Genomic DNA, 13184 nt, shown 5'->3' on the forward strand with positions numbered 1-13184 from the left:
GATCGCCAGCACTCCACCGGGACACCCCGCCCGTGAATGTTAACTCGTGCTCACGGCAGGTCTCCTGGCTTACGGCTATGGCGCTTTCATCCGGCCTTCCCGAAACAGTTCTGCTTCAGTGACCATAGTTGGATGCAAGCTCGCCGCTTACAGTTGCGGGGGCAGCTTCGGCATTATTTTGCAGGGCAAAATGCACCGAATTCCCTCTTAGCCTTCGCATGAAACGAAGGACCGTGATGTCTATATGTTGCGATCTGTTGGGGTGTTTCGTCAATATATATGTTTTCTTGACAGGATTTGACGCATGCTTTGAAAAACCGCGAAGCCAAGAAATTCTGCGAAAACGGGAAGCGTAAAAAAATGGCGGCCCCTTTTGAGGGGCCGCCTGTTTTCTTCTTTGGTTTGCTCGGTCGGACCTTAAAGAACGGTCAGCATGCTCGCCACCAGCGGGTGACGGACAATGTCCTTGTCGCGCAGGCGGACACAGGCAATGTCATCGACATTTTCAAGACGATCGGACATTTCCGAAAGACCCGACATTTCCGGCAAAAGGTCGGTCTGGTCCGGATCGCCCGTCAGGATCATGGTCGCATTCCAGCCAAGGCGGGTGACCAGCATTTTAAGCTGCCCATAGGTGCAGTTTTGCGCCTCATCAATCACAACAAACGCATTGTTCAATGTACGACCGCGCATATAGCCAATCGGCGCGATTTCAATCGTCCCGTCCGAGATATAGGTGCGAAGCCGCTTGGTCCCCAATCGATCATTCAGCGCATCATAAAGCGGGCGCAGATACGGGGCCATTTTGGCTTCGACGTCGCCGGGCAAGAACCCGATATTTTCACCGGCCTCAACCGCGGGGCGGGCCAGAACGATGCGGGCAATTTCCCCTTTATCAAGCGCTTCGACCGCCTTGGATACCGCGATATAGGTTTTCCCCGTTCCCGCCGGGCCCAATGCTAGGACGAGGTTAAAGTTATCAATTGCCTCCATCAAGGCTGCTTGGTTTTCACTTTTTGGCCGAATATGACGGCGGAAGCTTTGATCGCGTTGTCCTTTTTCCGCTGAAGTTTCAAGTGGGTGCCAATCTGCGTTCTTTTCATCAAACAGCTCATGGACATTGGTGTCTGACTGTTGCGGACGATTACGACGGCGTGCTGCGCGTTTACCCATTATGATCACCTCATCAAGTGTGCCAAAAAAGCAAAACGCGCCGTTCCATCATGGAAGGGCGCGCATTCAATTTTAATATTCAGATGGAAGTGGCGGTAGGAGTTTCCGCCGGACACATCATGTTGCATGTGCGATCCGGGGGGCGAAAATTCTCGTTTTACGACGCTGTTTTGCGGCACTCGGGAACTCCTCCTTGCGGTCTACGTGTTGACCGTTAATTGGAATCGTACCCCCATATGCAGTGTCTTGTCACGGTTTTTTGTATGATGAAAGTTCCATGAAATTGGAAACTGAGTCTTTTCATATGCTTATCTTGCAGGTGCGAAGGGATTTTTTTGTTCAACCATGCGGTTTGGATGTTGTGTCACGCGGTAGGGCGCTACTGATCAGCCAGCCAAGGATCAAAAACAGCATCGATGTAACGAGGCACCCAACCAACCCGCCATAAACATACGCCACCCCCGAAAGGACGGTCCCCGTCAGGCGCCCGATGGCATTGGACATGTAATAGAACCCAACATTCATCGCGACCTTATCCCCATCGGCATAGGCCAGGATCAAATAAGAATGCAGCGATGAATTGACCGCAAAGACAACGCCAAACACCAACAACCCCGCCAGAACCGCAATTTCCGGTGCAATGTTCTGATAAACTGCCAGAGCAATCAGGCCCGTGACAAGGATCAGGGCAAAAATCCAAACCCGCGCAGTTCGGCCATCGGGTTCATTGCTTTGTGCACGCAGCATCTTGGGCGCAATCGCTTGGATCAGGCCATATCCAATCACCCAGGCGGCCATGTAACTGCCGACCTCAATATGGCCCCATCCCAGTTCGGATGCCAAAAACACCGGCAACCCGACAACAAACCAAATATCGCGCGACCCAAACAAAAACAGCCGTGCCGCAGACAGGACATTGATCTTGCGGTCCTTGGAAAAGACATCGCGAAACTTTGCTTTGGCCGCGTTTGATGCCGGGACCATTGCATCGCCAAGCGAAAGCCCAACCGCAATCAATGTAATCGCAAGTCCACCCGCCATGGCCAAAAGTGCGCCGGAAAACCCCAGCCATGCCAAAAGCGCACCGCCCATAAAGAACCCGATGCCCTTAAGCGCGTTTTTCGATCCGGTCAAAAGCGCGACCCAGCGAAACAGTGCGCCCTTGGCATCGGCGGGGACAAGCACCTTAATCGCCGATTTGCTCGACATTTTGGTCAGGTCCTTGGCAACACCTGATGCCGCCTGAAGCCCCATCACATAGGCCACCGAAACAGCCGCCAGCCAATCGGGATTGGTCAGCGAAAGGGCGCAAAGCGACGCGATCTGCAAAATCAAACCGGCATAAAGTGTAAAGCGCAATCCGTGCCGCTGCGCGATCCACCCGCCCATCAAATTGGTGACGATGCCCGCCACTTCGTAAAGAACAAACAACAGCGCGATTTCAAACGCGGAATAGCCAAGTGCATGAAAATGCAACAGGACCAGCATCCGAAGCGCCCCATCGGTCAGGGTAAACCCCCAATAGGCCCCGGTGACCAAGGCATAATTTCGGATTGCCGGTGTGATTGCCGCTGTCATGATTTACGGCCCGATCATGCGGTTGCGATGCGGGGGGTGCCGGGCAGGCTTTTGGCAACCTTGGCCGCAAGGTCCACCATCCGGCTGACATAACCCCATTCATTGTCATACCACGCCAGAATTTTGACCTGACGCTTGTCGATCACCATGGTCGATCCGCCGTCAATGATCGCAGACCGTGGATCATTCAGATAATCCGCACTGACCAGCGGGCGGTCTTCATATCCCAAAATACCGGCCAGATAGGTTTCTGATGCCGCACGCAGCAATTGATTGACCGTATCGGCATCCGTATCAACGCCGACTTCAAACACGCAATCGGTCAGCGACGCATTCAAAAGCGGTACCCGCACCGCAACCCCGTTTAGCTTGCCGGCAAGTTCGGGGTAAATCATCGTGATTGCGGTGGCCGAACCGGTGCTGGTCGGAATCAGCGATTGCAGGCAAGACCGCGCACGGCGCAAATCCGAATGCGGGGCATCTACAATCGTCTGGGTATTGGTGACATCATGAATCGTCGTGATCGCCCCATGTTTGATGCCCAGCTTTTCGTGGATCACCTTCACCACTGGGGCCAGGCAATTGGTCGTGCAGCTGGCTGCAGTCAGTAAATGGGTGTTTTGCGGATCATAAAGATCATCATTCACGCCATAAACGATGTTAAGCGCGCCGTCCTTGACCGGTGCGGCAACAATGACCTTTTGAACGCCGTTATCAAAATACGGGGCCAGTGTTTCGGGCGTTTTAAACTTGCCTGTGCATTCCAACACAATGTCACAGCCAAGTGCAGCCCAATCGGTATCGCCCGGTTTTGGGTTGTCGCTAAACGATATGTGCTGGGATTGATCAATCACCACCTGTTCGTCGATGCATTCAACCTGCTGGGGCCACCGGCCATGGACCGAATCAAATTCCAAAAGATGGGCGGCGGTTTTCGCCCCGCCCTTGATTTCGTTGATATGGACAAATTCAAGATCCGGGTGCCCAAACCCCGCACGCAGGGCCAACCGCCCCATGCGGCCAAAACCATTAATGCCAATGCGTGTTTTTTGGGTCATTTCGATCCCCCGGAACGATGTGCGGTAGGGTGTGCGGACGCATCAAACCAGTGACGTGACCGGTTGGCGATCGCCACCAGCGACAACATCACCGGGACTTCGACCAACACACCAACCACCGTCGCCAGTGCCGCACCCGATGAAAACCCAAACAGGCCGATGGCGGTGGCAACGGCCAATTCAAAGAAGTTCGACGCGCCAATCATCGCCGACGGGGCGGCGATTTTATGCGAAACGCCCAGAATTTTGTTCGCCCCATAGGCAAGTGCGGCAATGAAATAGGTCTGCAAAATAATCGGCACCGCCAGCAACACAATGATCACCGGCTGGGCCAATATTTGCTGCCCCTGAAAGGCAAACAACAAAACAAGGGTCGCCAAAAGCGCGATCATGGAAACCGGTTTAAGCTTGGCATCAAACCGTTCGAACGCGGCCAATCCCTTTGCCATCACCATACGGCGCAACATCTGGCCAATGATGACGGGGATCACGATAAATGCCACCACCGAAATCGTCAGCGTTTCCCACGGAATGGTAATTGCCGAAAGGCCCAGCAAAAGGGCTACAATCGGCGCAAAGGCGAAAATCATGATCGTGTCGTTTAGCGCGACTTGGCTCAGCGTGAAATTGGCATCGCCCTTGGTCAAATGTGACCAGACAAACACCATCGCCGTGCAGGGGGCCGCCCCCAAAAGGATCAAACCGGCGATATAGCTTTCAATTTCTGCTTCGGGCAAAAACGGGCGGAACAAAACCCCGATAAACAACCACCCAAGGGCGGCCATGGTGAACGGTTTGATCAACCAGTTCACGCCCAGCGTCACGCCAATGCCGCGCCATTGCTTTCCAACTTCATGAAGGGCCTTAAAATCCACCTTCATCAGCATCGGCACAATCATCAACCAGATCAAAACCGTCACGGGCAGATTGATCTCATAGGCGGTCAGATTGCCAATCGCCTGAAACAGGTCGGGCAAAAACTCACCCAGCGTAATGCCAACAATGATGCTGCTCGCGACCCACACGGTCAGGAAACGTTCAAAAACGCCCATCGGGGATGCCTTGCTGGCCTCTTGGTCAGATGCGCTTGGGGTGTTTGGGTTCATTTTGGCCGATCCCTGTTCATCAAAATGGCGCTGTGTTGCTCGCACCCCAAAGGCCACTAGCAACAGTTGGCGTCGGTTTTGTCGTTGTTCGTGGTTGTGCTGTGCGTCAGGCCGCATAATTCCGGGCGCCCTTGGCAGCAATCATCGGCAAGGAACCCCAAAAGATCGCGCATCACGTCGGGCACCATCCGGTAAATGATCGACCGTCCTTGCCGTGTCGCCGTGATCAACCCGGCTTGGCTTAGGATCGCCAGATGGGACGACATGGTGTTATGCGCGACCGTGGTTTGGCGTGCCAATTCACCCGCCGCGATGCCGTCTTTTCCTGCCCGCACCAGCAGGCGAAATGCCGCCAACCGGTGTTCTTGTGCCAATGCGCCCAGCGCACTAATTGCGTTACTTGTTTCCATATGTCGAGAAATATCGACATATTGGCATTCGGGCAAGTGACATTTCTGTTTCGAATCCACAGATGCTTGCGACAAGCGCGCGTTCATACGTTGCCGGACGTTGTTTTTCCTTTGCGGCGGCACGCGATAATGCCAACGATCCCATTGTTTGTTGCCGTGGTCAAATGCGTGGTCTGTGACGTTTTAAAGGGCGCATTTGTGGGCCGGATCGTGCGGAATGGGGGTGGTTTGGCGATTTTGGTTGGGGTGACTGACCTTCAATCAGGGCGCTACATGTCCGATATGTTGATTTCACGGTGGCAATGGCCTCAAAAATCGCTACATTGCGCGCCAAGAAATTCACATCGGATTAAAGTTGATAAGCATGTCGATGATTGACCAGCAGGTATCGCGTCGCCGTACCTTCGCCATCATTGCCCACCCGGATGCGGGTAAAACCACCCTGACCGAAAAACTGCTTCTTTTCGGGGGTGCCATTCAGATGGCCGGTGCGGTTAAGGCGAAAAAGGAACAAAAGGGCGCACGTTCGGACTTTATGAAGATCGAACAGGACCGTGGTATTTCCGTGTCTTCGGCGGTGATGACCTTCGAGTTTGAAAAGAACATCTTCAACCTGCTTGATACCCCGGGCCACGAAGACTTTTCCGAAGATACCTATCGCGTTCTGACCGCGGTTGATTCCGCCGTCATGGTGATTGACGGTGCGAAGGGGATCGAGGCCCAGACGCGCAAGCTGTTTGAGGTCTGCCGTCTGCGTGACGTGCCGATCACAACATTCGTTAACAAGCTTGACCGTGAAGCCCGTGATTCGTTCGAATTGATTGATCAAATCGAACAGGATCTGGCCCTTGATGTGTCGCCGGTGACCTGGCCGATTGGCTCGGGCCGTGATTTCCATGGCTGTTACGATCTGGTCAATGATCAGCTGCTGTTCATGGAAAAAGGCGGCAATGTCGTCAAGGAAGCCATTCCGATCAAGGGTCTTGATGATCCAAAGCTTGATGAACTGATCCCGGATTATCTTCTGGAAAAGCTGCGCGAAGAAGTCGAAATGGTGCGCGAAATGTGCCCGCCATTTGATTTGGAAAGCTACCGCGAAGGGCATCTGACCCCGGTATTCTTTGGGTCAGCAGTCAATAACTTTGGTGTGCGTGAATTGTTGCGCGGTATTGGCGAAATCGCGCCAACCCCGCGCCCTCAGGAAGCGGCAACGCGTCTGGTTGAGGCGGTTGAGCCAAAGGTGGCGGGCTTTGTCTTTAAGGTGCAGGCCAATATCGACCCGAACCACCGTGACCGTATTGCCTTCATTCGGTTGTGCTCAGGCCACTTTAAGCGCGGCATGAAATTAAAACATGTGCGTGCGGGCAAACAGATGGCGGTGCATAACCCGATGCTGTTCTTTGCCAATGAACGTGATATTGCTGAAGAAGCCTGGCCGGGTGATATCATCGGCATTCCGAACCACGGCACCTTGCGCATTGGCGATACCCTGACCGAGGGTGAAGACCTTCGCTTCCGGGGTGTTCCGGCCTTTGCACCAGAATTGCTGCAAAAAGTCCGCCTTGATGATCCGCTTAAAGGCAAACATCTTCAGCGCGCGCTTGAACAGCTTGCCGAAGAAGGCGCATCGCAGGTCTTTAAACCGATGATGGGTGCGGATTGGATCGTTGGTGTGGTTGGGCAACTTCAGTTCGAAGTTCTCAGAGAACGCATTTCGGCGGAATACGGCATCAAAGTCCATTTCGAACCAACCCCGGCCTATGCCGCACGTTGGGTCATGGGCGATGATCCGCTCGAAATCAAAAAATTCCGCGATGCCAACCAGTCCGCCTTGTTCGAAGATCACGACGAAACCCTCGTCTTCATCGCGCGCAACGCCTGGCATCTCGAAACCGCCCAACGCGACTGGCCGAACCTGCGGTTCGAATCCACCCGCGAACAGAATATGGTTGCTGCCTAGGCTATGTCTTTTTCTGTGGAGCCTAGGAATCGTATTTAGATTCTTATCGCACGTGTTGGTGCTTGCTTTATTGTTGCTACCTGCAGGCCGTTTGTGATTCAATCTATCAACCAATAGATGACAATGAAGCAATTTTGCATAAATCTAGATTGCCTTTATTGGATGTAAACTGATCATGCCCTTCAGTCGTTTCATGAGAACTGTGAATGTATGAGCTCTCTTCCGGCAGTAGCCACGGTCCATATTTCATAGACCTCTTTGCTGGGGCAGGAGGAATGTCCGAGGGCTTCGTTCGGGCAGGTTTTTTGCCGATTGCGCACGTGGAGATGGACGTTGCCGCATGTTACACTTTGCGTACTCGGGAAGCATTTCACCGACTGAGCCAAAAAGGCGACTTGCGTATATATTCACGATATGCAGAGGGGCAAGAAACTCGAACAAAGCTATATGAAGCGGCTTTTGGAAAAAATGCTCCAAATGTCGTCAATGCGGTTATATGCAGGGAAAACCTCCAGAAAATATTTGATCATGTTGATTTTCTCTCTCATGGGAGGAAACCAGATGTCCTCATAGGAGGGCCCCCATGCCAAGCCTACTCTCTTGTTGGTCGAGCACGTTCAGAACTCGGAATGATTGGAGACTATAGGAATTACCTGTTCGTTTACTACGTAGAGTTCCTGAAGAGGTATCGACCAAAATACTTTGTTTTCGAAAACGTAGTGGGGCTTTTGTCGGCGCGCGAAAAGGATGGTAGTCGATATCTCGACATGATGATGGCTCTCTTTGAAGAGGTAGGTTATTCTGTAGAGTGGCAGGTTCTAAGTTCAGATGATTTTGGAGTTCCGCAAAAAAGAAAGAGAATTATTCTTGTGGGACGAGAGGGAAGAAAAGCTAGCTTCTTTCCGGAAATTAGCAAGCGCGACGAGGGATTTTGCGTTAACGATGTCATAGGTGACTTGCCAAGTTTGAGCGCAGGAGATGGAACGCCTTTTTCCGTTCATTTGTCGCTTGAGCCGAGTGATTGGTTGAAGCAGTCAGGTATTCTTTCTGATGACCGGTCAGTAACTTGGCACGACGCGCGGCCTCATAACGATCGCGATCTTCAAATATTTAAAGAAGTGGTACACCGCTGGGAGAGCCAACGGGAGCGGCTCAATTACAATGATTTGCCTGAAAAATTAAAAACCCACAAAAATAGAAAATCGTTCTTGGATCGCTTCAAGGTGGTGGCTTCTAACTTGCGCGCGTCTCATACAATTGTGGCGCACATTGCTAAAGACGGAAACTACTATATTCATCCGGATAGTAATCAGAATAGATCTTTGACTCCTAGAGAGGCTGCAAGGATTCAGACTTTTCCGGATAATTATTATTTTGAGGGTGCCAGCGAAAAGCCTAGTAGGACCTCAGCGTTCAAGCAAATTGGGAATGCTGTTCCTGTTCTACTTGCACAACAGGTGGCGGAATCATTGTTGGAGAATTGGTCATGAGCGAAGAAGGTGTATTTACTATCCGCCCTGCTGGTCGCCATATTTTGACAATTGGTAGGGACCTAATTCAAGACCCCTATGCTGCAGTAGTTGAATTGGTCAAAAACGCGTTTGATGCTGACTCTGAATTTGTGCAGTTAGATTTTCGAGCTAAGCCGAGTGTCGGAGAATACTGTATTGTAATCTCAGATGGTGGTCACGGCATGTCCCGTGACGATGTGGTTGAGCGGTGGCTGGTTCCCTCTACGAACGATAAGCTCAAGAGGAAGCTCAGCCCGAATGGCAGGGTTCTGCAAGGGCGTAAGGGGGTTGGCCGATTTGCTGCGTCCATTCTTGGCGACGACTTGTTATTAGAGACTACTACCAAAAGCGGAGAAAAAACGTCGGTATTCGTTGAATGGGAAACGTTTGAAGCCGCCCATTATCTAGATCAAGTCGAACTTCTAATTGAGACCCGAGATGCTGGGGAGCAGGCTGGTACTGTGCTTACAATTAAAGGTGGGCAGGCAGGCTTGGAAGAGTGGAACGATGCTCAATTTAGGCGTTTGCAGTATGAGTTGCGAAAATTGACACCTCCTGTTGCTGCTGTATCAGGTGTTGAGCTAAAGCAGGAGAAATTCGAAATTCAACTGAAGATATCAGGTTTTCAAGGGGTTCCAGATACTGAAGAGACAATCTCCTCTTTTCCTATTCTGGAATTCTACGATTACATGATTTCGGGGACGGTGGATGAGAATGGTGCTGGGGTACTGAGGTACTCAACTCAAAAAATTGAGAATGCGAGTGCGGAACAGTTTTCCGTCGATTTCTCAGGGTTTTTTGAGAAAACCTGTGGATCTTTGAGTTTTGACATAAGGGTCTATGACCGCAACAAAGATGACATCGACCAAATCATTAGGCGAGGGCTCAAGGACAAGGACGGACATTATTTGGGGAATCTGGCTGCCCGCCAGCTTTTGAATTTTAATAATGGGATCGGTGTTTACCGGAACGGATTTAGAATTCGTCCTTTGGGGGATGCTCAGTTTGACTGGCTGAAACTAAACCAACAGAGGATTCAGAATCCTTCGAGGAAAGTGGGTAGTAATCAAGTAATTGGTTTTGTGCACATAGAATCAGAGGAAAAATCGGGGTTAGTGGAAAAAAGTGCGCGTGACGGCTTAAAGGAAAATGCTGCTTACCAAAGACTGATTGAGGTTACTACAAAAGTTATTGAGGAGCTCGAAGCTCGGAGATTTGCCCTGCGTCGCTCTCTTGAGTTGGGGAAGCCGAAGTCTAGGGTCGAAAAGCAGATCCGGCAGTTGTTCTCCGATGACCACATTAGAGTGGATGTGCTGAAGCGGCTTGAACGTTCGGGAATCGGTGAGAGTGTAATAAAAGAGATTTCAGAACTCTTGGCGAAAGATATTGCGGTCAAAAATAAGGCAGCTGAAAGTTTACGACAAACTGTTGCTGTTTACCAAGGTCAAGCCACTCTTGGTAAAATTGTAAATGTAGTTTTACATGAAGGTCGTAGGCCTCTTAATTTCTTTAAAAATCAAGTTCCAAACTTGGAATATTGGGGAGGGGTGTTTGAGAAAGATCCTACCTCGGAAAACTTGGATAATATTCTGCCAATTGCACGTGAGCTTGGGCACAATGCAGATGTGTTTGCTCAGTTGTTTGGAAGGCTTGATCCGCTTGCAGCAGGCAAGCGTGCAGAACCCGCGTCTTTTAATTTGCTCAAGGTGCTTCAAGGGGCATTCAAGGTGTTTGATAATACCTTGAGAGATTCAGGCATAAATTTTGGAATAAATGGCCCTGGAGATTTTGAGTTCATTGGCTGGAAGCAGGATTTCTACGCTATCTTCACGAACCTAATTGACAACAGTATTTATTGGATGTCGGAAAAGAAAGTAGATGATGCTTCGATTTCTATTCGGTTTGAAGTCGAGGATGGTAAATTGTCATTTATTGATTACAGGGATTCTGGCCCGGGTATTGATAAATCTCTAATAGAGTCTGAGGTAATATTTGATCCGGAATTCTCAACGAAAACGGACGGTACGGGGTTGGGGCTTGCTATTGCCGGAGAGGCTGCATCTAGAAACGGTCTAGAGTTGAATGTTTTAGACACTGATCGCGGCGCCTACTTCCGGCTTCAGAGGGCAGATGGGGAATAACATGAGTATTAAAATTCTACTCGTAGAGGATAACGAAAAAGATCGAGATGGTTTTTTAAATAGTGTAAAGCGCTTCAATCATGCGCGCGGCACAAGCATTCAAGTGCACTCATGCTCAGATCTGGACGAAGCATTTAAGGAGATCAATGGTACATTCGATGGTGCAGTTGTTGATATGAAGTTAGGCCCTGACGGCGGTGAGGGTAATCAGTTCCTAAAGCTGCTTGGGGATATAAATCTGCGTATACCAGTGGTTGTTTTTACGGGTACTCCAACGGCAGCAGATAAGCAATATGTTCATATTGAAGTGAAAACCAAAGATACGAGCCATGACGAAATCTTAGAGGATTTCGTGCTTGTACATGCTTCCGGTTTAACAAAAGTCATGGGAGCCCGGGGGCTGTTAGAGGAGCTTTTAGGAAAGGTTTACAAAGAGAACATTCTTAGTCAGAAAGAGGTTTGGAAAAAATACGGAAAAATTGACTCGGAGAAATCCGAAAAAGCTCTAATGCGGCATGTGCTAAGTCACTTAATTCAAATAGTCGATCTTGATGAAGAAAGTTGTGTCCCCGAGGAGTTTTATATCTCTCCGCCAGTCGATGATGCTTTGAGAACCGGAAGTGTGGTGCAGAGTAAGAAAGATGACAGCTTTTATGCTGTAATGAACCCTTTGTGCGATTTAACAGTTCGTGCTAATGGGGAGATCAACGCAAGGAAAATTTTACTTTGCAAAGTTGCATCTTTTGATGAATTAGCTGCCCAGTTGCCGGAAAATAAAAGAAACACCAAGGGTAGGAGTTCGCTTAAGGATAATATTGACAACAACAAAAAGTCATCGAGCCATGCCCTGCCAAGAACTTCCTTCTTTGGTGGCGGGTATTTGGATTTTGAATTCTTAATGTCCGTGTCTAAAGATTTATTCGAAGAAACTTTTCAAAAGCCAGCTCTTCAAATAGCTCCTGCATTTACAAAAGATATAGTTGCCCGGTTTTCTGCGTATTACGGTCGCCAAGGTCAGCCGACGCTCACACATGCAGAGCTGGAAGATTAGCTAGCCGCTAGGTGGCGACCGACACCCACCACAACCATCCCAACGGCCATGGCGGCAAACAGGTTGCGCGCAAGTGCCATGGTGATGACGGTGGCGGCGGCACCTAAAACGCCAATCGGTCCGGCGGAAAGCGCACTTGGCACCCAGACAGAAATCAAAACCGCACCGGGCAGGCGTTCAAGCACATGTGCCCAACGCCCATGTTGTGGCAAACGATCCGCCATCATAAGGCCGCCCAAACGCATGCCATAGGTGATTGCCGCCATGCCAAGGATGGTTAAAACGGCTTCTGCGCTGAAGCTGGTTAAATCCGGAAACGTATTCATTTGCCAGCCTCCGACGTCAGGGCACCTTCGGGCGCGCCATAGGCGGTTTTGCCATCAACGGCAAACTCGGCTTCGGGGCCGGTATCATCCATATCATCGCGCCATGTCAGCGCTGCGGTCACAACGCCCGCCCCGGCACCGGCCAAGATCGACCATGTGCCGGGCAAAAGGTAATGCCCGATGATCGACCCAATGGCCGCCGCGCCCCATGGCAGCAGGTCAACCTTGCCTTTCCACATGCCAATCGTCAGGGCCGCGAACACGGCGGTAAAGGCGAAATCAAGTGCGTAAACTTCCGGGTCGGGAATGCCGCCCCCCAGCAAATACCCCACCGTATTGCCCGTCGCCCAAACAACACCAAGGAACAGCCCGCCGCCTAGCAAGAACCCCGGATTGGCAAGGTTTGGCTGGGTCATGGTCACGGCCCAGTTTTCATCGGCAACCATATGCATTCCGCATATCTTGACCCACAGCGGACGCCCGCGAAATACCGGGCGCAGCGACGCGCCAATCAGGATATAGCGCATATTAATCACCGCCGTTGCGACGATAATGGTGGCACTTGGCACCGCTTCGCGCCACAAATCGACCGACACAAACTGGGCCGATCCGGCAAAGACCGTCAGGCTCATGAATAAAAGCTCGCCCAATGACAAGCCACGCTGAGACGCCAAAACGCCCAGCACCGCGCCGAAAATCAGTGTACTGGGCAGCAGTGGCACACAGGCAAGTGCGCCACGCCTGACGGTATCTGCATCAAAATGCCCAACAGCGGACTGGCTGCTGGGCGATTTGGGGGCTTTGTCGGGGCGTGACATTTAAAACGTTTCCAAGTCTTGTTTGTTTGCGCATCAGTTGATCTGACGCTTT

The 13184-nt window shown here is 50.9% G+C and carries 11 protein-coding genes and 1 riboswitch; of the genes, 4 read left to right on the forward strand and 7 right to left on the reverse strand.

Annotated elements, in window-relative coordinates:
* Nucleotides 1–37: 37 nt before the first annotated feature.
* Nucleotides 38–251, reverse strand: a riboswitch (cobalamin riboswitch).
* Nucleotides 252–417: 166 nt separating this feature from the next.
* The 5 genes from HCZ99_RS20115 to HCZ99_RS20135 all read right to left on the reverse strand — a co-directional run bounded on the left by HCZ99_RS20115 (nucleotide 418) and on the right by HCZ99_RS20135 (nucleotide 5325).
* A complete protein-coding gene (locus HCZ99_RS20115; protein WP_167448816.1) occupies nucleotides 418–1173 on the reverse strand; it encodes a PhoH family protein in 756 nt (251 codons plus the stop codon).
* Between the two features lie 339 nt (nucleotides 1174–1512).
* Nucleotides 1513–2751, reverse strand: coding sequence for an organoarsenical effux MFS transporter ArsJ (gene arsJ / locus HCZ99_RS20120; RefSeq protein WP_167448817.1), 1239 nt, complete (start codon nucleotides 2749–2751; stop codon nucleotides 1513–1515).
* Between the two features lie 14 nt (nucleotides 2752–2765).
* The gene (locus tag HCZ99_RS20125; RefSeq protein ID WP_167448818.1) at nucleotides 2766–3809 is read right to left on the reverse strand and encodes an ArsJ-associated glyceraldehyde-3-phosphate dehydrogenase; all 1044 of its coding nucleotides are present in this window, start codon (nucleotides 3807–3809) and stop codon (nucleotides 2766–2768) included.
* The gene (gene arsB / locus HCZ99_RS20130; protein WP_167448850.1) at nucleotides 3806–4861 is read right to left on the reverse strand and encodes an ACR3 family arsenite efflux transporter; all 1056 of its coding nucleotides are present in this window, start codon (nucleotides 4859–4861) and stop codon (nucleotides 3806–3808) included. The genes HCZ99_RS20125 and arsB overlap by 4 nt, the downstream gene beginning before the upstream one ends.
* Nucleotides 4862–4971: 110 nt before the next feature.
* A complete protein-coding gene (locus tag HCZ99_RS20135; RefSeq protein WP_167448851.1) occupies nucleotides 4972–5325 on the reverse strand; it encodes an ArsR/SmtB family transcription factor in 354 nt (117 codons plus the stop codon).
* A 364-nt stretch (nucleotides 5326–5689) separates the two neighbouring features.
* On the opposite strand from HCZ99_RS20135, the gene HCZ99_RS20140 reads away from it, so the two are divergent.
* The 4 genes from HCZ99_RS20140 to HCZ99_RS20155 all read left to right on the forward strand — a co-directional run bounded on the left by HCZ99_RS20140 (nucleotide 5690) and on the right by HCZ99_RS20155 (nucleotide 11988).
* The gene (locus tag HCZ99_RS20140; protein WP_167448819.1) at nucleotides 5690–7285 is read left to right on the forward strand and encodes a peptide chain release factor 3; all 1596 of its coding nucleotides are present in this window, start codon (nucleotides 5690–5692) and stop codon (nucleotides 7283–7285) included.
* Nucleotides 7286–7491: 206 nt separating this feature from the next.
* Complete coding sequence (locus tag HCZ99_RS20145; protein WP_167448820.1) at nucleotides 7492–8775, forward strand: DNA cytosine methyltransferase; 1284 nt, start codon at nucleotides 7492–7494, stop codon at nucleotides 8773–8775.
* Nucleotides 8772–10937 (forward strand): sensor histidine kinase, encoded by a 2166-nt coding sequence (locus tag HCZ99_RS20150; RefSeq protein WP_167448821.1) that lies wholly within the window; start codon nucleotides 8772–8774, stop codon nucleotides 10935–10937. The genes HCZ99_RS20145 and HCZ99_RS20150 overlap by 4 nt, the downstream gene beginning before the upstream one ends.
* A 1-nt stretch (nucleotide 10938) precedes the next feature.
* Nucleotides 10939–11988, forward strand: a complete 1050-nt coding sequence (locus HCZ99_RS20155; RefSeq protein WP_167448822.1) for a hypothetical protein — start codon at nucleotides 10939–10941, stop codon at nucleotides 11986–11988.
* Here the strand turns inward: HCZ99_RS20155 and HCZ99_RS20160 are convergent.
* Both HCZ99_RS20160 and HCZ99_RS20165 read right to left on the reverse strand, forming a co-directional pair.
* The gene (locus HCZ99_RS20160; RefSeq protein WP_167448823.1) at nucleotides 11985–12314 is read right to left on the reverse strand and encodes an AzlD family protein; all 330 of its coding nucleotides are present in this window, start codon (nucleotides 12312–12314) and stop codon (nucleotides 11985–11987) included. The two genes, HCZ99_RS20155 and HCZ99_RS20160, sit on opposite strands and share 4 nt — an antisense overlap.
* Complete coding sequence (locus HCZ99_RS20165) at nucleotides 12311–13132, reverse strand: AzlC family ABC transporter permease (RefSeq protein WP_167448824.1); 822 nt, start codon at nucleotides 13130–13132, stop codon at nucleotides 12311–12313. Before HCZ99_RS20165 ends, HCZ99_RS20160 begins: the two co-directional genes overlap by 4 nt.
* Nucleotides 13133–13184: the final 52 nt, after the last annotated feature.

This window comes from Thalassospira lucentensis, assembly GCF_011806425.1.
Lineage (GTDB): Bacteria > Pseudomonadota > Alphaproteobacteria > Rhodospirillales > Thalassospiraceae > Thalassospira > Thalassospira lucentensis_B.

Coding starts and splice junctions, on each gene's coding strand:
- HCZ99_RS20115 (WP_167448816.1), bottom strand. CDS start 1,173: ATGGGTAAACGCGCAGCACGCCGTCGTAATCGTCCGCAACAGTCAGAC.
- arsJ (WP_167448817.1), bottom strand. CDS start 2,751: ATGACAGCGGCAATCACACCGGCAATCCGAAATTATGCCTTGGTCACC.
- HCZ99_RS20125 (WP_167448818.1), bottom strand. CDS start 3,809: ATGACCCAAAAAACACGCATTGGCATTAATGGTTTTGGCCGCATGGGG.
- arsB (WP_167448850.1), bottom strand. CDS start 4,861: ATGGGCGTTTTTGAACGTTTCCTGACCGTGTGGGTCGCGAGCAGCATC.
- HCZ99_RS20135 (WP_167448851.1), bottom strand. CDS start 5,325: ATGGAAACAAGTAACGCAATTAGTGCGCTGGGCGCATTGGCACAAGAA.
- HCZ99_RS20140 (WP_167448819.1), top strand. CDS start 5,690: ATGTCGATGATTGACCAGCAGGTATCGCGTCGCCGTACCTTCGCCATC.
- HCZ99_RS20145 (WP_167448820.1), top strand. CDS start 7,492: ATGTATGAGCTCTCTTCCGGCAGTAGCCACGGTCCATATTTCATAGAC.
- HCZ99_RS20150 (WP_167448821.1), top strand. CDS start 8,772: ATGAGCGAAGAAGGTGTATTTACTATCCGCCCTGCTGGTCGCCATATT.
- HCZ99_RS20155 (WP_167448822.1), top strand. CDS start 10,939: ATGAGTATTAAAATTCTACTCGTAGAGGATAACGAAAAAGATCGAGAT.
- HCZ99_RS20160 (WP_167448823.1), bottom strand. CDS start 12,314: ATGAATACGTTTCCGGATTTAACCAGCTTCAGCGCAGAAGCCGTTTTA.
- HCZ99_RS20165 (WP_167448824.1), bottom strand. CDS start 13,132: ATGTCACGCCCCGACAAAGCCCCCAAATCGCCCAGCAGCCAGTCCGCT.